14 protein-coding genes are annotated in these 17474 nt (G+C 71.2%); 8 read left to right on the forward strand and 6 right to left on the reverse strand.

Going from position 1 to position 17474, the window contains the following annotated elements; genetic code table 11:
- Window positions 1–93 precede the first annotated feature (93 nt).
- The 3 genes from ACIBST_RS04535 (at window position 94) to ACIBST_RS04545 (ending at window position 2981) form a co-directional block, all read left to right on the forward strand.
- On the forward strand, window positions 94–540 hold the full coding sequence (locus ACIBST_RS04535; protein WP_397169068.1) for a carboxymuconolactone decarboxylase family protein: 447 nt from the start codon (window positions 94–96) through the stop codon (window positions 538–540).
- Window positions 541–608: 68 nt separating this feature from the next.
- Window positions 609–2057, forward strand: a complete 1449-nt coding sequence (locus ACIBST_RS04540; RefSeq protein WP_397169070.1) for an MFS transporter — start codon at window positions 609–611, stop codon at window positions 2055–2057.
- 39 nt (window positions 2058–2096) lie between these two features.
- Window positions 2097–2981, forward strand: coding sequence for an NAD(P)-dependent oxidoreductase (locus ACIBST_RS04545; RefSeq protein WP_397169071.1), 885 nt, complete (start codon window positions 2097–2099; stop codon window positions 2979–2981).
- A gap of 402 nt (window positions 2982–3383) precedes the next feature.
- Here ACIBST_RS04545 and ACIBST_RS04550 read toward each other — a convergent pair whose 3' ends face one another.
- The gene (locus tag ACIBST_RS04550) at window positions 3384–7391 is read right to left on the reverse strand and encodes an AAA family ATPase (RefSeq protein WP_397169073.1); all 4008 of its coding nucleotides are present in this window, start codon (window positions 7389–7391) and stop codon (window positions 3384–3386) included.
- On the opposite strand from ACIBST_RS04550, the gene ACIBST_RS04555 reads away from it, so the two are divergent.
- On the forward strand, window positions 7390–8034 hold the full coding sequence (locus tag ACIBST_RS04555) for a hypothetical protein (RefSeq protein ID WP_397169075.1): 645 nt from the start codon (window positions 7390–7392) through the stop codon (window positions 8032–8034). The two genes, ACIBST_RS04550 and ACIBST_RS04555, sit on opposite strands and share 2 nt — an antisense overlap.
- 215 nt (window positions 8035–8249) lie before the next feature.
- Here ACIBST_RS04555 and ACIBST_RS04560 read toward each other — a convergent pair whose 3' ends face one another.
- The 4 genes from ACIBST_RS04560 to ACIBST_RS04575 all read right to left on the reverse strand — a co-directional run bounded on the left by ACIBST_RS04560 (window position 8250) and on the right by ACIBST_RS04575 (window position 11997).
- Window positions 8250–9560 carry an FAD-binding oxidoreductase gene (locus tag ACIBST_RS04560; protein WP_397169077.1) on the reverse strand — a complete coding sequence of 437 codons (1311 nt, stop codon included), beginning with the start codon at window positions 9558–9560 and terminating at the stop codon, window positions 8250–8252.
- A gap of 38 nt (window positions 9561–9598) precedes the next feature.
- The gene (locus tag ACIBST_RS04565) at window positions 9599–10003 is read right to left on the reverse strand and encodes a DUF4267 domain-containing protein (RefSeq protein WP_397169079.1); all 405 of its coding nucleotides are present in this window, start codon (window positions 10001–10003) and stop codon (window positions 9599–9601) included.
- A gap of 34 nt (window positions 10004–10037) precedes the next feature.
- Window positions 10038–10676, reverse strand: a complete 639-nt coding sequence (locus tag ACIBST_RS04570; protein ID WP_397169080.1) for a hemerythrin domain-containing protein — start codon at window positions 10674–10676, stop codon at window positions 10038–10040.
- Window positions 10677–11085: 409 nt separating this feature from the next.
- The gene (locus ACIBST_RS04575; RefSeq protein WP_397169082.1) at window positions 11086–11997 is read right to left on the reverse strand and encodes an oxidoreductase; all 912 of its coding nucleotides are present in this window, start codon (window positions 11995–11997) and stop codon (window positions 11086–11088) included.
- Between the two features lie 136 nt (window positions 11998–12133).
- On the opposite strand from ACIBST_RS04575, the gene ACIBST_RS04580 reads away from it, so the two are divergent.
- Window positions 12134–13078: a DUF5937 family protein gene (locus ACIBST_RS04580; protein ID WP_397169084.1), complete on the forward strand. Its 945-nt coding sequence runs from the start codon at window positions 12134–12136 to the stop codon at window positions 13076–13078.
- Between the two features lie 249 nt (window positions 13079–13327).
- Here ACIBST_RS04580 and ACIBST_RS04585 read toward each other — a convergent pair whose 3' ends face one another.
- Window positions 13328–14293 (reverse strand): NAD(P)-dependent alcohol dehydrogenase, encoded by a 966-nt coding sequence (locus tag ACIBST_RS04585; protein ID WP_397169086.1) that lies wholly within the window; start codon window positions 14291–14293, stop codon window positions 13328–13330.
- A 143-nt stretch (window positions 14294–14436) separates the two neighbouring features.
- Here ACIBST_RS04585 and ACIBST_RS04590 point away from each other — a divergent pair, with 143 nt between their 5' ends.
- From ACIBST_RS04590 to ACIBST_RS04600, 3 genes are all read left to right on the forward strand, one after another.
- Window positions 14437–15075 carry a TetR/AcrR family transcriptional regulator gene (locus tag ACIBST_RS04590; protein ID WP_397169087.1) on the forward strand — a complete coding sequence of 213 codons (639 nt, stop codon included), beginning with the start codon at window positions 14437–14439 and terminating at the stop codon, window positions 15073–15075.
- A 259-nt stretch (window positions 15076–15334) separates the two neighbouring features.
- Complete coding sequence (locus ACIBST_RS04595; protein WP_397169088.1) at window positions 15335–16636, forward strand: aminotransferase class V-fold PLP-dependent enzyme; 1302 nt, start codon at window positions 15335–15337, stop codon at window positions 16634–16636.
- Window positions 16637–16961: 325 nt separating this feature from the next.
- Complete coding sequence (locus ACIBST_RS04600; protein WP_397169090.1) at window positions 16962–17363, forward strand: hypothetical protein; 402 nt, start codon at window positions 16962–16964, stop codon at window positions 17361–17363.
- Window positions 17364–17474: the final 111 nt, after the last annotated feature.

The following is a 17474-nucleotide window of genomic DNA, read 5'->3' on the forward strand; positions in this document are numbered from 1 at the left end:
AAGGTGAGAACTTTGCCGTTGTTCATGACCGTCTGCCGGATTCACACTGCTTCAGGCGGACGACCTACCGACGACGAAGGACTGGACGACACGATGACCAGGCAGCGCATCGAACTGGCGGCAGCGTCGCCACGAGCCGTCAGCCTGATCACCGAACTGGAGGACGTGCTGCGGCGCGAGGGACTGTGCGATGACCGGTTGCGCGAACTGGCGCGCATCCGGGTCGCCCAGCTCAACGGCTGCGCGTACTTCCTGGCCCTGCGTTCCGCGGAGGCGATCCGCCTGGGCGAGCGGCAGGAGCGGCTGAACGAGCTGGCGGGCTGGCGCGACTCGCCCCGGTTCACCGACTCGGAACGGGCGGCCCTGGCCCTCGCCGAAACCATGACCAAGCTCCCGGCCGACGGCGTGCCCGACGACGTGTACGGCGTGGCGGAGAACCTGCTCGGTCCCTACAACCTCGCGAATCTGATCATGGCCGTGTCCGTCGCGAACGCGCTCGATCGCATGTGCCTGGCCGCGAGGATCGCCCCTCCGCAGTAGCCCTCACCAGGCTCGACATCCCCACGGGGCGGCTTCGCGCTGCCCTGATACATCTCAGAAGAGGAAAAATGACACCTCTCGAACCTCTGGAAGCCCCCGATCCACGGAGATGGCTGGCGCTGACCCTCTTGGTGGCGTCCTTCTTCATGGTCATCGTCGACTCCCAGATCGTCATGCTGGCCCTGCCCTCCATCGAGAGCGAACTCGGCTTCTCCCCGGGCGGCGCCCAGTGGGTGATGAGCGCGTACCTGCTGAGCTTCGGCGGCCTGCTGATGTTCGGCGGGCGCACCGCCGACCTGCTCGGCGGCCGTCGGATGTTCCTGTTCGGCACCGCCCTGTTCGGCCTGGCCTCGGTGCTGTGCGGCCTGGCCTGGGACGACTCGGTGCTGATCACCGCCAGGATCGTCCAGGGCGTCGCCGCGGCGATCATGACGCCGACCGCGATGGCGGTGCTCATGCACACCTTCGCCGAGGGGCCCGAGCGTAACAAGGCGCTGGGCATCTGGACCGGCGTCGGCGCCTTCGGCGCGACCGCGGCGCTGCTCATCGGCGGCCCGATCACCGACGGGCTCGGCTGGGAGTGGATCTTCTACATCAACGTCCCGGTCGTCGTGGCGGTCCTGGTCCTCGGCCCCCGCCTGCTCAGGACGACGCCGGTCCGGGAAGGCCGCCGCCGCTTCGACCCGGCGGGCGCGGTGACCGTCACCGCCGCCATCGCCCTGCTGGTCTACGCCGTCTCCGAGGCGCCGCTGGTCGGCTGGGGCAGCGGTCAGACCATCGGCATGCTCGTCGGCGCCGCCGTCCTGCTGGTGATCTTCACCGTGATCGAGAACCGGTCGCAGGCCCCGCTGGTGCCGCTGCGGATCTTCCGCTCGCCGACCGTGGTCGGCGGCAACATGCTGATGCTCATCGTCGCCATGGCGGTGTACGGCGGTGCGCTCATCACCTCGCTCTACGCCCAGCAGGTGCTCGGCTACAGCGCGGTGAAGTTCGGGCTCAGCACCGCGGTCTACGCGGTCATGTCGATCATCGGCGCGAACGTCAGCGCCCGCCTGGTCGCCAAGGTCGGCTACAAGCCCATCGCGATCGTGGGCATGACGCTGCTGGCCGGCGGCCTGCTGCTGCTGACCGGGATCGACCCCGACGGCGGCTACTGGAGCGACCTGTTCTTCGGCCTGGTCATCTTCGGCTCCGGCATCGGCAGCACGAACGTCGCCGCCTCCATCGCCTCGCTCACCGGCGCCAAGCCCGAGGAGTCCGGCCTGGTCTCCGGCATCAACAACGCCGTCTTCCAGATCGGGGCCGCGCTCGGCATCGCGATCGCCTCGTCCGTCGCCTTCGCCTCCACGACGGGCGCCGACGCCGAGGGCCTGAACGACGGATTCCAGGCCGGCTTCCTGGCCACCGCGGTCTTCGCGCTGGCCGGGCTCGCGACGGCGCTGCTCCTGCTGCTGCACCGGGACAGGAAGACGTCCCCGCAGGGCGCCGGCAAGCACGCGGTGACCGTTCACCACTGACCAACCACCACGCACCACGCATCACCAGAGGAACACGCAATGACAGACGACAAGGTGACCGTCATCGGGCTGGGCTCCATGGGTACGGCCATCGCCGAGGCGTTCATCAGGGCAGGGCGTCCCACGACGGTGTGGAACCGTACGCCGCACAGGGCCGCCCGCCTGGCCGCCAGGGGCGCGATCCACGCGGAGACGATCGAGGACGCCGTGGCGGCGAGCCCGTTGATCATCACCTGCCTGACCACGTACGAGGACACCCGCCAGCTCCTGCAACCGGTCGCCGCCGCCCTGCCGGGGCGCACCCTGGTCACCCTGAACAGCGGCTCCCCGGCCGGCGCCAGGGAGACGGCCGCCTGGGCCGGCGCCCACGGGGCCCGCTACCTCGACGGCGCGGTCAAGAACGTGCCCGCGGCGGTGGGGGCGCCGGACACCCTGGTCTACTACAGCGGGGATAGGGCCGTCTTCGATGCCTGCGAGCCGACGCTGACGGTGCTGGGCGGCGACACCGTCCATCTGGGCGACGAGATCGACCTGGCCGCCCTGTACGAGATGGCGGTGGGCGCACTCCTGCTGCCCGCCCTCGTCGGCTTCTTCCAGGGCGCCGCCGCCCTGCGGGCGCGCGGGCTTCCGGCGGGCAGCATGGTGCGCTTCACCGGCAAGTGGCTGGACATGATCAAGTCCCTGCTCCCGGTGTACGCCGGCGAGATCGACAGCGGTGACTACAGCGACGCCGCCTCCTCCGTGAACCTCTTCCTGGCCGGAGCGGCCCACGACGAGGACCTCGCCCGGGAGACGAACGTCGACGTGGCCTGGCTCGGCCCGCTGAACGACCTGCTGAGGCGAGCCGCCGAGGCGGGCCACGGCGACCACAGCATCTCGGCTCTCACCGAGGTGCTCGGCAAGCCGGCCTCACCCGCCGGCTGAGAACGGAGGGGGCGAGGTCATCGAACTGCCCCGGGGCCGATCGAACCGGTGGGCTCGCCTCTTCACCGGAGCCACCGACCGGACAAGACAGCGACGGCACGGCCCAGGAAGGGTCCGCCATCGTCCCGGACACGCTCGGCAGCGTCAGCAACCGCCTGAACACGCTGCCGAGCACCACCCCCGCCGCTCCTCTGAAGCAGCCCAGGGGCTTTGGCGAAGCAGCAGCACCCGCACGCCGATGCTCATCGAGTCGCGCAACGCCAGGCCGCTCAGATCCACCGCCGGTCACGGTGGGCATGCCCCTCCGCTCCTGGCCCCACGTCTGGCAGTGGGCCCAGCCCGGAGATAGAGATCTTGATCCATTGCGCCCGCTTGGCCCTTCCGTGTGGCCGGATCAGGTGTCTACTTCTGGCAGACGGGCCGGAAGCTCAGCTCGGGTATGTATTTGGCCCATTCGTCCCGGGTGGGTGAGTGAGCGGCAACGCCGCACACGGCCGCGAGAAGATGCGAATCATCAGGAAGCCACACATCCCATAGCTGTACGGTGCTGCCGTCGCCGGCGGTAGCCAGGGTGCGGCCGTCGGGGCTGAACGCCACCGACCGCACCGACCCGGTGTGGGGTTTGATGGGGTCGCCGACCGCGGCTCGGGTGGCGGTGTCCCACAGCCGTACGATGCCGTCATCGCCGGCGGTGGCCAGGGTTCGGCCGTCAGGACTGAACGCCACCGACCACACCGACCCGGTGTGGGCCTTGACGGGATCGCCGACCGCGGCTCGGGTGACGGTGTCCCACAGCCGTACGATGCCGTCGCCGCCGGTGGTGGCCAGGGTGCGGCCGTCAGGGCTGAACGCCACCGACCACACCGACCCGGTGTGGGCCTTGACGGGATCGCCGACGGCGGTTCGGATGGTGGTGTCCCACAGCCATATGCCGTTGTAGCCGGTGGTGACCAGGGTGCGGCCGTCAGGGCTGAACGCCATCGACGACACCATCCCGGCGTGCCCCTTGATCGGGGCGCCGATCGGGGTATGGGTGGTGGTGTCCCACAGCCGTACGGTGCCGTCGGCACCCGCGGAGGCCAGGATACGGCCGTCAGGACTGAATGCCACCGACCACACCCACAGTGTGGCGTCTTCCATGGGAGGGCCGATCAGGGCTCGGGTGCCGGTGTCCCACAGCCTTATGGCGGTGTCTCCGTCAGTGGAGGCAAGGGTGCGGCCGTCGGCGCTGAACGCCATCGCCGTCACCGACGTGGTATGGGCTTTGACGGGATTGCCGATCGGGGCTCCGGTGGTCACGTCCCACAGCCGTACGATGCCATCTCCGTAGGCGGTGGCCAGGGTACGGCCGTCGGGGCTGAAGGCCACCGGCCACCCCCTGGTGCGGGCTTTGACGGGGTTGCCGACAGCGGCTTGGGTGGTGGTGTCCCACAGTCGTATGGTGCCGTCATTGACACCGGCCGAGGCCAGGGTACGGCCGTCGGCGCTGAAGGCCACCGACCACACCCTGGTGTGGGCCTTGATGGGGGCGCCGATCGGGGCTCGGGTGGTCACGTCCCACAGTCGTACGATGCCGTCATCGACGCCGCCGGAGGCCAGGGTACGGCCGTCGGCGCTGAACGCCACCGACTGCACCCTTCCGGTGTGGGCTTTGATGGGGGCGCCGATCGGGGCTCGGGTGGTCACGTCCCACAGCCGAACGGTGCCGTCGTAACACGCGGAGGCCAAGATGCGGCCGTCGGGACTGAACGCCACATGGTCGGCCCGCACCTCCAAGTTCCCTCGGTAGGGGTGACGGAGGATGTTGAGCATGCCGGCCCGGGCCTCTGGGGTGCGGCTGATCACCCCGGCGGCGGCAGCGAGCAGCGCGGGAAGGGCAGGGTCGCTGGTGAGAGTGTGGTCGGCGGCGAGGCTCTGGCTTCGCTCGGCCAGGCGGCGGGACACGGCGGCGTCGCGCTGCAGGTCGGCGTTCCGCTGGGCGCGGACCGCCACGGCGGCTGCGGTGATGGCCAGGATCAGCAGGGTCGACAGGGCGGTCAGTGCGGCCCTGCGAAGGCGGGTGGCGCGGGTGGCTTGGGCGGTGCTGGCGGCCAGGAACGCCTGGCCGGTGGCGTGCGGGGTGGGGAAGGTGTCCGGTTCGGCCTGGGCGCGTTGCTCGAGCTGCAGCAGCGCGCTCAGGCGGGGGCCGCGATACAGCAGGGCTTGTTTGCCGGCGCCCGGAGGGTGGGCGGACCAGTCGTCGGCGTCCTTGTCGAGCTGGTCCATGAGGATCTTGGCGTCCAGGTAGGGATCGAGCCAGTCGCGCAACCTGGGCCAGGCGGTCAGGATCACCTCGTGGGAGATCTCTGCGGAGTCGGGCTCGACCCGCACCTGCGGTTCGGTGGGATCCTCCCGCGTGTCTGGCTCGGTCTCGTCCTCGGCAGGTGACCGGCTGGTGGTCTTGCTGAGGGCGATGAGCCGCTGGGCGGCGAAAGCGGCCAGCACGTCGTCGACCGCTACCGGATCCTCAGGGGCCAGCTGGGCGAGCTGGGCGCGGGGGACGGTCCGGCGTGCCGGCCCGCCGGGAGCCGACAGGGTGACAAGTCGTGTGAACACCTTGCGGGCGATCTGCCGCTGAGCGGGAGTGAGTTGCCGGTAGACGTGCTCGGCGCTGTGACGGACCGCGCCCGTCACGCTGCCGGACCGGCCGTAGTCGCGCAGCGTCAGGTGGCGCTTGTCACTCTCGTGGTAAGTGTTGCGCAGCGCCTGGGACAGCAGCGGCAAGGCGGCGGCCTCGTAGCGGCGGCCATGGTCGGCTGAGCGCAGGTCGGCCAGGATCGTCTCGGTCAGCCCTGGCTCGATCTCCAGGCCGGCGGCGTGGGCGGGGCCGATGATGGCACGGCGTAGCTCCGGTTCGCTCATCGCGCCGACGACGAACAGGCCGTCGCCGAGCGCGGCGGCCAGTTCCGGGTACAGGGCGAGCCGGTCGGTGAAGTCGCCGCGGACCGCCGCGACCACCACGGCCGGCGGCGGCTGCTCAAGGGGAGCGCCGCTGGAGCTCATCGCGTGCAGGGCGGTGATGAACGCGCGGCGCTCGCGCTCCGCCACGGCCGAACCGCCGTCGTCGTCGGCGTGGGTGAACAATTCCTCGAATTGGTCCACGACCAGCACCAGCCGGGCCTGGGTGCGGCCGTCGGCGTGCCTGTGCCGGGCTGCTGCCAGCACCGCCTGCCGTACGGTCAGCGCGCTGTCGTGCGGCCGGCAGGCCAGCTGGTGGCGGACCTCGGCTGCGTCCCGTCCCCCCAGCGCGGCCAAATGCGCCGCCAACTCCGTCAGCGCGTCGCCGCCAGGGGTGAGCACAAGCTGCGGCCAGCGCGCCGAGCCGTCGATCGCGCCCCGGGCCAGCGCCGGCAGCAGCCCGGCGCGCAACAGCGAGGACTTGCCCGCCCCCGACACCCCGGACACCAGCACGACACCACCGGCCGACCGGGCGGCCACTTCGGCAACCAGGTCGTGGGTCAACTGCTCGCGACCGTAGAAGATGTCGGCGTCACTGATCCGAAACGGCTCCAGTCCGCGGTACGGGCAGCCGGAGCGGCCCGGCGATGGACGACCGCGCCTGCGGTTGGGGGTGGGACCGGACTGCGGCAGCCGGGCGATCATGTCGCGGATCAACGTCAGCTCTGCGAGCTGCTGCTGGGCCGTCTGGCTACCCGCGCGTAGCAGCGCTCCCTGACTGGCCTGCTCGCCGATCAGCCGGTCGAAGCCGTCCAGGACCGAGCCGACCAGGAAGCGCAAGTCGCCGAAGTGCTCCGTCATCACCTGCAGGGCGTGGGCGAGGCCATCGCGGTTCTCGGCCCGCATCGCCTCCAGCACCAGACTGCCCGCGTCGACCTGCTCCAGGAGTTTGGCGATATCCGCGCTCAACGCGGCGTCGCCCGCCGTCAGGCGGGCCTCCAACTGCTCGGCCAGCTCCTCCTCGAAGGAGGTCTCGGGTCGGCCGCGGACCCGCTCCAAGGCGTTCTTGATGACATCGGTCAGTGTGTTGGCGCCGACGTTGGCCAGTACTCCCAGCCCCGCCTCGCCCAGACCCGCGCCGAACTCCGCGAACGCGCCCGCACACAGCAACGCCACGACCGCCGGAGGAGTCGCGGTGCGAGTGCCGCGTGCCAACCGCGCCAAGCCTGCCCGCAGACCGGACCGTAGTCGGCGTACCTCGTCCGCCTGCCGGTCGGAACTGTTCATGATCTGCCCCCCTGCGTCCCGACAGAAGCCCGGCCCACACACATGATCCCTTGTATGCGATCCCTCCACCAGGCGATCTGAGGCGTATGGCTGGGCGTAGGCCCATTCGTCGAGCAGGGTGCGGTTGAATGCCGCGGCTGCGCCCAGCATGACGACGAAACGGGCCGAATTTAGACTGGCCCGCATGACGGCTGCCTGGATGGCGTTTCTCGGGGTGATCGTGGGGTCCGTCAGTTCCCTGCTCGGCTCCGTACTCATCACGCGTCTGCAGTGGAAGCACGAAAGGCTGCGGTGGAATGAGCAGCGAGAACGCGACACGATTCAATGGCAGCGCCAGTTGGAGATCGAGCGAGACAGGATCGCGGAGGACAACGCACGGGCCGGGCGGGCTCGGAGTCATGAACGTGACCTCGAACGGGAGCGCCGGCGCCTGGACCAGCAGATTGATTTGTACATGACTGCCATAGCGCTCGTGCAGGAGGCCGAGGCCAAGTTTCAGGAATACGTGGCCGAGCTCGACCCGCAGGGCGAGTTCACCGACGCGGACGCGGCCAGAGCCAGGGAGATAAAGTCGAATCTGGAGAAGGCCCGGCAGTACCTGCCGGCGTTGTTGGCCCTGTGCGACGAGTCCTGCCATCGGGATCTCAACCGGGTGGAGTCCATCATCGACTTCTTCAGCGGATCGATAGAAGCCGGCGGTGTGATTCGCCTCGGTGCGCGCGGCCCTGAGGTGTCCGGGGTGTCTCTGCCGGTGAGCTTGATGCTCGGATCGGCGCACAAGGCGTTGCGGGTCGCTTTCGGAAGGGCTGTGCGCGTGAGTCTGGGGTGAGCGCGAATGTCCGGCGTCCGCCGTCACGACGGTTCACGCGCCGGATGCGCCTTCCCCCGGCCCACGCTGCATGCCTCACGTACCGAGGTGGCTCTCATGTGATCGCCGCTTCCGCCGGCGCTCACCAAGCGATGCCGGGCGGCATCCGCCACGGGGGTGTGGTGCGGCCCCGCCGCCGTGATGGGCGGAGGGGCCGCGGTCTGCCGGGAACCGTTCTATCCGAGCACGGGGTAGTTCGCGCGGAACACGTTGTGCGGGTCACGGGCCCGCTTGATCTCCCGCAGCCGCGCGAGCGCGCTGCCGGAGAAGGACTGCGCCGCCGTCTCACCAGGGGACAGAAGGGTGTACGGCTTGCGGCCACTGATAAATGCCTTCAGGTCGGCCACGACTTCGGCCTGCCTGGCGCGCGTCGCATCGGCCGCGTGCGGCAGCCCGAGGCCCAGCAGCCCGAGCAGGTACGGCTCGACCACCGCGCCGCTCGCCCCGGCCCCGCCGCCCGGCTCCGCCAGCGCGCCGCCCAGGTGCCTGATCTGCAGGTTGATGAGCGGTTCGACCGGCTTGGCGAGCAGGAGCTCCACCGCGTCCGCGTCCAGGCCGGTGAGCAGTTCCCCGCGGGCGATGGACGGGGCCGGAGCGGTGGGCTCGGCGGTGATGCCGCCCAGGTCGGCGATCGGGACGACGCCGCGGCTGTCGGAGATCGCACCCTCGATCTTGTCGATGCGCGCCAGCAGGACCTCCCCCTGCGCCGCCTCCCCCAGGTAGGCCACGTCCAGCGTCACCATCGGCGGCGCGCCGGGCGGCTGGAACCGGTTGATCCAGACGCTGAGTTCACGCGGCGCCTCGGCGGTGATCTCCAGGAACGCGTCGAACACCTCCCTGGTCCGGTGCTCCGGCCAGATCACGCGCCCGCCGTACAGGACCGGCGCGGGATACAGCTCCAGTTCGAGGGCGGTCACCATGGCGAAGTCGCCGCCGCCGCCGCGCAGCGCCCAGAACAGGTCTGGGTCGGACTCGGCGGTCACCCGGCCGGGCTCGCCGTCGGCGTCCACGATGTCGATGGCCCGCACGCTGTCGGAGGCGAAGCCGTGCTTGCGGCTGAACCAGCCGACGCCGCCGCCCAGGGTGTAGCCCGTCACGCTGACACCCGGCGCGCTGCCGGACAGGCCGGTCAGACCCAGCGGGCCGGCCGCCGCCAGCACCTGCCCCCACTTCGCGCCCGCGCCCACCCGGACCACACGCTCCTGCGGACGTACCTCAACGTCGTTCAACCGGCCGGTACGCAACAGGATCAGGCCTTCCACATCACCCGACGCGCCGTGCCCGCTCGGCTGCGCGGTCACCGTCATGCCTGCCCGCCGGGCGTATCGCACGAGCGCCGCCACGTCATCGGCGTCCGCGGCCTCCGCCACGGCCGCCACGGGCTGCCTGACGGTCAGATTCCACGCGGTGGCCGCCTGTTCGAAGCCGTCGTCACCGGGCAGGAGCACGCGCCCCTTCACAACACTGCTCAGGTCGTTGATCGTCATTGTCGTCTCCTCATTCGAGTTGTCAGAAAGTGTGGACGTCAGGCGGGCTGCGCGGCGGTCGCCGGGGTGGTGCTGGTCTCGCGGAGGATCAGCAACCCCGTGATCGCCATCAGCGCCGCGGTCAGGCCGTGGACGCCGAGCGCGGCGGCCGTGGATCCGTGATGCGCCAGGACGTTGACCATGTCGCCGAACGGGGTGACGGCCATCATCAGCAGGACCCAGCCCAGCGGGCGGCGGTGGCCTGTCACCAGCAGGACGCCCATGGCCAGGCCCATCCCGATCTCGCGGCTGCCCTTCACGATGGAGAAGCCGCTGCCGTCGGAGGGCCAGTTCGCCAGCCCCGGGAAGGTCGTCCCGAGGGGCAGGACGAAGGACAACCCGAGGTAGAGGGCGAACAGGACGACGACGGCGGCCAGGACGGTGTTGATCTTCTTCAGCGACATGGTCGTTCTCCTTTTACGTACGGACGGGCGGGGTTCAGCCGCGGACGCGGCGGATGTGGCGGGCGTAGCGGGGGCGGCCGACGACGTGCCAGATGGCGCGGACCGGGGCGGGCAGGCCGCTGAGGACGAGGGCGCGCTCGGCCGGGTTCGCGTCTTCCAGGACGGCGCCGAAGAGCGTGAGCAGGGTGAGCTTGGGGGTGTTGTCAACCAGGTGGTCGCTCAGGGAGGCCCACTCCTGTGAGGTGATGTGCCTGGCCGCGAGCGGGAGGAGGGTGGCCTCCTCGTCGTCGAGGTGTTCCAGCAGGACCGCGCGGTGCTCGGCGAGGGCGGCCACGAGGGTGTCGCGTTCGTCGGCGCCCGCGGTGGCCTCCCAGGCGGGGACCGCGGCGTCCAGCCTGCTCAGGGTGGCCGCGACGCGCTCGTGCTGGGCCTCCATGCGCAGGACGATGTCGGCCTCCAGGTCCACCCGGGACAGCAGGGGCGGCCACAGCAGCTCGTCCTCGCCCTCGTGATGGTTGCGCAGGCCCAGCCGGTAGACGCGGAAGTGGCCGGCGATCACCTTGGCGCGAGCGGTGTCACCCGGGGCTACGGCCGCGACGAGCTCCACCAGCAGCCGTGACTCACGGCGGAGCACGCGGTGGACGATCTCCATGTCCTGGGTGTTGACGCTCATCTGTTCCCGCTCCTTCGTCGGTTGCGATGTGTTCAGGCTGCTCCTGGGTGTTTGGAAGGCATTTGGAAGCGATTTGGAACGTCCACGCAGGACGTGCGGATCATGGTCTTCGTCCGGGTGCTGGGCTCGTTCTGGGCCGAGGTCGGCGGCGAGCCCGTGCCCCTGGGCGGGCCCCGGCGGCGGCGCGCGGGCAGGTCGTGCCGAGCGACCGGCTGCGGTGGACGCTTGACGGTTCGAGGGCCTGCCGGTCCTCGCCCTGCACGCCAACGGCCTGATCGACGAGGCCCGCCGGACGCCGCGAGCCTGTCGGTGGAGCTGCGCCCGGTCGCCCACACCCTCGGCGGGCCGCCGAGGCCCGATCGCGAACGACCACCTGGCCTCGACCGTGGTGGCCGGCGAGCAGGGCTTTTCACGCTGTTTCGTGGTGGAGGGAGTCCAGGACGGCGAGTTCGTCCTCGGACAGGCGCAGAGCTCCGGCGGCCACGTTCTGGACCAGGTGGTCGACGTCGCCGGTGCCGGGGATGGCCAGCACGTGCGGGCCGCGGTGCAGCGTCCACGCCAGCCGGACCTGGGCGGTGCTCACCCCGCGGGCGCGGGCGATCGCGTGCACCTCGCCGGTGCTCTCGCCGGTGCTCGCACCGGCCGTGCGTCCGTGGCCGGCGATCGAGTAGAACGGCACGAACGCGACGCGCTGTTCGCCGCAGACGCGCAGGAGCTCCTCCTGCTCGGGCGTTGCGCCGATGCCGTACATGTTCTGGACGCAGACCACCGGCGCGATGGCCTGGGCCTCGGCGAGATGGTGGCGGTGGACGTTGGACAGGCCCAGGTGGCGGATGAGCCCGGCGTCGCGCAGGTCGGCGAGTGCGCCGAAGCGTTCGGCGATGGAGCCGGCGCCGACGATACGCAGGTTCACCACGTCGACATGGTCGCGACCGAGCTGACGCAGGTTCTCCTCGACCTGGCCGCGCAGTTGCCCGGGGGTGGCGTGCGGCAGCCAGTTGCCGTCGGGGTCGCGGCTCGGCCCGACTTTGGTGGCGATGACCAGGTCGTCCGGGTAGGGGGCCAGGGCCCTGTTGATCAGCTCGTTGGCCGAGCGGCGCGACGAGAAGTAGAACGCGGCCGTGTCGATGTGGTTCACGCCGAGCTCGATCGCACGGCGCAGCACACCGATCGCCTGCTCGCGGTCGCGGGGGACGGCGCCGGGCGTGAGCGCCTCGCCGTGCTGCGGCAGGCGCATCGCGCCGAACCCGATCCGGTTGACCGTGCGGTCGCCGAGCCTCCAGGTGCCCGATGCCGTCGCGGAGATCGTCTGTGGGGTCATGGCGGCATGATTTCCACTCGGTAGACTGGCGTGCCATTGATTCACATATGCCGGAATCCATTGAGGAGCGGTCGTCCTGGCTGAGCTGGCGTTCTCGGCGGACGATCTGGCGCAGGTCCGGTTCGTCGTCTCACCGATGTGGGAGGTGGCGCCCAGCTTCCGGCTGCTGACGTCCGGCAGGCCCCACCCGCTCCATCGGGCCTGGATCGACCAGGTACGGCCGCGTATGGTGGCCGCCGGGCTGGACCGGGGGTGGCTCGCCGAGCTGATCCCGCCCACCGGCTACGTGCCGGACTTCCTCACCCCGTCCCCCGGCGGGGCCGCGCCAGCCCCGTCGCAGGAGTGGGAGGCGATCACTGCCTCGCCCGCCGACCGGGTACGCCAGGACCTCGATCACCTCGCCCGTCACCAAGGGCGTCTCGGCCCCCGCCTGCGGGCCCTGCACGCCGACCCGCCTGCCCGCCTGCCCAAGCTCACCCAGGAGATCGAGACCTACTGGAACCTGGCCCTTGCCCCCTACTGGGCGCGGATCCGGGCCGTGCTGGACGCCGACGTCTTCCACCGGGCCCGCACGGTCGCCGAGCACGGCGCGGGCCACCTGCTCAACGACCTGCACGACTCGGTGAGGTGGGACGACAACGAGCTGAGGGTGGCCCGGTGGAAGCGAATCCTGCCCCGGGAGGCAGCGGGCCCTGGGCTGCTGCTCATCCCCTCGGCGTTCACCGGCCCCGGCCTGCGTACGAAGATGAGGCCGCCGGAGCCACCGCAGCTCGCCTATCCCGCACGCGGCGTCGGCCGGCTGTGGGAGGCTCGGCCCGCCGTCGGGGCCGCCGCCCTCGCCCCCGTACTCGGCCGCTCGCGCACCCTGCTGCTGGCCGAGCTGGAGGCCCCGGCCTCCACCACTGAACTGGCCCGCCGCACCGGGCTCTCCGCGGCCGGGGTCTCCCGCCATCTCACCGCGCTACGCGACGCGGGCCTGGTCAGCGCCCACCGCGCCGGTCACTCCGTCCTGTACGCCCGCACCGCCGCCGCCGAAACCCTCCTCAAGGCCGCCTCCGCATCCTTGGCACGAGGTTCGTGAACCGCACGGTTGCGGACCAGCGCGTCTCGCATCTTCCGGGTCTCATCCGGGCTCTCGTCCCGCTCGACGTCCACCCGGAGCGGTCCACGAGAACCACCGCGATCCTGTCGCCGGGATTCCGGCACATGGCCCCATGTCCGTCCCCGCCGGGTCCGTGCCGCCGCCGCGCGATGCGGCAAGCCGGGGTGCGCCACGAGGCGATCCTCATCACTGCCGTCAACGAGGGCTGTGATCAGCGCCTTCAGGGGCCTACGCGACCCTGACCACGTACTTGCCCCGGACGCCGCCCGCCTCCAGCGCCCGGTGTGCCGCCGCTGTCTCCTCCAGGGGGAAGACCGTGTCCACCGCGGGGCTCAGCCTGCCCTCGACCACATGGCGGGCGAGGTCGTCGAAGTCCGCCCGCGTGGGGTTGCCGCTGAAGAAGCGCACCCGGCCGTGTCCGTGGACCGCGCTGGCCGCGAGGTAGCCGAGCGACGCGGCGGGCCGTTCAAGGTCGAAGGCGATGGTGACCATGCGCCCGCCGGAGTTCAGCAGGCGCCGGAAGGCCCGCAGGTCGGTCCCCACGGTGTCCAGGACCACGTCGAAGCGGCCCAGTTCCGCCGGCCGCACGGTCCGGTGGTCGACAGCCTGGTGCGCGCCGAGCCCGCGGACGAAGTCGAGGTTGGCCGCGCGGGCGAGGGCCGTGACCTCGGCGCCGTAGGCCCGTCCGAGCTGGACGGCGGCGTTGCCGACACCGCCCGCCGCGCCCCGGACGAGGAGTCGTTCGCCGGGGCGCAGCCCGGCCTTGTCCCGCAGCGCGGTGATGGCCGTGGTGGCCACCGGCAGCGCGGCGGCGTCCACCAGGTCGAGGCCGTCGGGGAGCCGGCCGACCCGCTCGGCGGGCACGGTCACGTACTCGGCGGCGCTGCCGAACCCGGACGTGCGGCCCAAGACCCCCCATACGCGGTCGCCGGCCGCGAACTCTGTGACTCCGGCACCCAGCGCGGCGACCTCGCCGGTGAAGTCCAAGCCGAGGCGCTTGGGAAATCTCCGGCCGGTCAGGAGACGGAGACGGCCGGCCCGGGCCGCCAGTTCGCCGCCGTTGACGCTGAACGCGCGCACCTGCACAAGGACCTCGCCGTGGGCCGGCTCGGGGCGCGGCACGCGGCCTGCGTAGAGCACGTCGGGGCCACCGTAGCGGTCGTAGAGCACTGCCTTCATCATGCGGTCGTTCATCGTTCCGCCTTTGCCGCCGGGGGCCGTACAGGGGTCTGGCATCGACCGTAAGCTCTTAAACGGACGAGATCGTCCGTTTCGACCGGAAGCGAGAGACAGTGATGGCGGAATCCTCTCGGATCACAGCCCGGGACGGGGTGCGGATGGACGCCCGGCGCAACCGGGAGCGCATCCTCGTCGCCGCCCGTGCGGTCTTCGCGGAGCACGGGATCGACGCCCCGATGGCGACCGTGGCGCGTCGGGCCGGGGTCGGCGTGGCGACGCTGTACCGGCATTTCCCGACCCGGGACGCTGTGGTGCGGGGCGCGTTCGCGCAGCAGACGGAGGCCTGCGCGCGGGCGCTCACCGAGGCGCTGGCCGCCCCTGACCCGTGGCAGGGTTTCCAGCAGCTGGTCGAGACGGTTTGCACCCTGCAACGGGAGGAACGCGGGTTCCCGGCTGCGTTCGTCGCGGCCTTCCCGGAGAGCACGTCGGACCACGCGCAGTACCGGCAACGAGCCGAGCGCGACTTCGCGACCCTGGTACGCAGGGCCCAGGCGTCGGGCGCGCTGCGGGCCGATTTTCACCCTTCCGACCTCGCCGTGGCCCTGTTGGCGCACTGCGGTCTGGTGACCGCCCTACCGGATGACGGTGCCGCGTCCCGGCGCCTGGTGGCCTACCTGCTCCAGTCGTTCCGGGCCGACCCGGCCAACAGACCGCTGCCTCCGCCGGCTGCGCTGACACTACGCAGCCTCCCCATTGCAGCTGACAGTTCCCAGGGGCAGCGGCCGCCCAGAGCCTGACCCGAATCGGTCCCGGCGTCCGCCTGTGCCCCGCCCGATCACGTGCCGGCCGGCCGGGAGGGCAGCGTGGAAGGCAGACGGTTCCGCATCCCCGACGCCGGGACGCCGGCCGACGTCCCCCTCGTGGTGGCGCTGCTCACACCGACGCCCCGGTCCTGGGGCGACCGTTCAGGGGCGATCTCGCTGAGAACGGGCGCCGTCGTCACATCTGGGGCGATCCTCTGGGCAACACGACCTCGCACGGGATAGGACGGTAGACGTGAGTCAGCAACTGGGCAGACGAGCCCTGTTCGGTGTGGGCGCCCTGGCCGGAGCGGCGGCGGCCTGCTCCTCCCCCACACCCCCGTCGCCGCCGCGGCACGGGCCCTCCTTCGACCCGCGCGACTGGGCCTCCGTCCGGGCCCAGTTCGCCCTCCACCGGGACGTCGCGCACTTCGCCGCCTTCACCCTGGCCCCCGCACCCGCCCCGGTGCGCGCCGAGATCGCCAGGCACCGCGACGGCCTCGACGCCGACCCCGACTACGCGCCGGTCCGCGACCAGGACCCCGACCAGCTCGTACGCCAAGCCGCGGCCGCATTCCTCGGCGGCCGGCCCGAGGACGTCGCCCTCACCGACAGCACCACCATGGGCCTCGGCCTGATCTACTCCGGCCTGCGGCTACGCCCCGGCCAGGACGTCCTGACCACCGAGCACGACTTCCTGGCCACCCACGAGGGCCTGCGCCTGCTCGCGGCCCGCACCGGCGCGCGGGTGCGCAAGGTCCGCCTGTACGACGACCCGGCCACAGCCACCGCCGACCGCATGATCAGCGCGATCAAGGAAGGGCTCGGCCCGCGTACCCGGGTGGTGGCGATCACCTGGGTGCACTCCGGAACCGGCGTGCGCCTGCCGGTCAGGCAGATCGCCGCCATGCTGGCCGACGTCAACGCCCGGCGCGAGGAGCACGACCGCGTCCTGCTGTGCGTCGACGGCGTGCACGGCTTCGCCGCCGTCGCCGACAAGGCGGCGGACCTGGGATGCGACTTCCTGGCCAGCGGGACGCACAAGTGGCTGTTCGGCCCGCGCGGCACCGGCGTGTTGTGGGGCCGCGCCTGGGACGCCCTGTCGCCGGTCATCACCAGCTTCGGGCAGAAGTCGTTCGAGGTCTGGCAGCTCGGCACGCCGCCCGGCCCCACCACGGCCGAGCTCGCCACGCCCGGCGGGTTCAAGGCCTTCGAGCACCGATGGGCGATGCCCTCGGCGTTCGCCTTCCAGCAGGCGATCGGGCCCGACCGGGTGCAGCAGCGCGTCCAGGAGCTGGCCGGCAGGCTGAAGGCGGGGCTCGCCGGGATCAGGCACGTCACGCTGGCCACCCCGATCGACCCGGCGCTGTCGGCCGGGCTGGTGTGCTGCTCGATCGACGGCATGGAACCCCTGCAGGCCGTCCACGCGCTCCGCCGGAGCAAGGTGGTGGCCGGCACCACGCCCTACAACGGGACGCTGCTGCGCTTCGGCACCACCATCGTCAACAGCCCCGAGGAGGTGGACCGGGCCGTCAAGGCCGTGGCCGCCCTCGTCTGACAAGCGTCCCATCGCGCCGACGACAACGGACAACCGACCCTCGACCAGCATCGCCGCGCATCTGTTGATCACCATGCGGGGGGCGCCCCAAAAAGCGGCTGCGCCGGTCTGACCCTCCACAGGTCATCCGCGAGTGACACCTGTTGCTCGCGACCTGGACCGGCGCATGTCCTACCTGCCATCAAAAGCTGAACCGTCACACCGCAACAGCCACCGACAGATCTGAGAAAGCACTACTAGGCTTTGACGTACTGGGATGTAGCCGCGAAGGGATCCGATCATCAGCAGCGACTCTGTCACTCCGTGGGAGGACCGGCCAAGGCCGGTGCGCCGCCGCGTCACCGAAGCAGCCGTCCTGAGCGCCCATGACCAGAGCCCGGCCGACGTCGCTCACTGGACCTGCCCGCACGGACAGCATGCCGGGCACGGCTGCGTCGACTGCTATCACGCCTGTGCCGACGTCGATCCGGCACAGCCGTTGTGGGAGGTCGCGGCGTGGTTCACCACCGAGCGGCCGATCCCCATAAGGGCGCTGCAGGACGTGCACCGCCACGACCGCGACCTCACCCTCACCCAGCCGTCGACGCCCCTCGTCTACCTTCTGAGCGCACGCGTGCGGGCCGCCCTGGGCGCGGAGGCGGTGGCGGGGGTAGTGGGGTTCCTGGTGCAGAACCGGCACATCGTCGACGAGTTCATCGTGACGGAGATCCGCGCCGCCCACTCCTGAACGTCCCTCCAGGAACGCCGTCCACAGGGCAGGCCGAAGCACGGTGACACTGGAGGTCGGCGGGTGCGGCTCCTTGGCGGCACCCCTTCTGTTCGATCATCGGGTTGCCTG

The sequence above is a fragment of the Nonomuraea sp. NPDC049684 genome (assembly GCF_044465345.1).
Taxonomy (GTDB): domain Bacteria; phylum Actinomycetota; class Actinomycetes; order Streptosporangiales; family Streptosporangiaceae; genus Nonomuraea.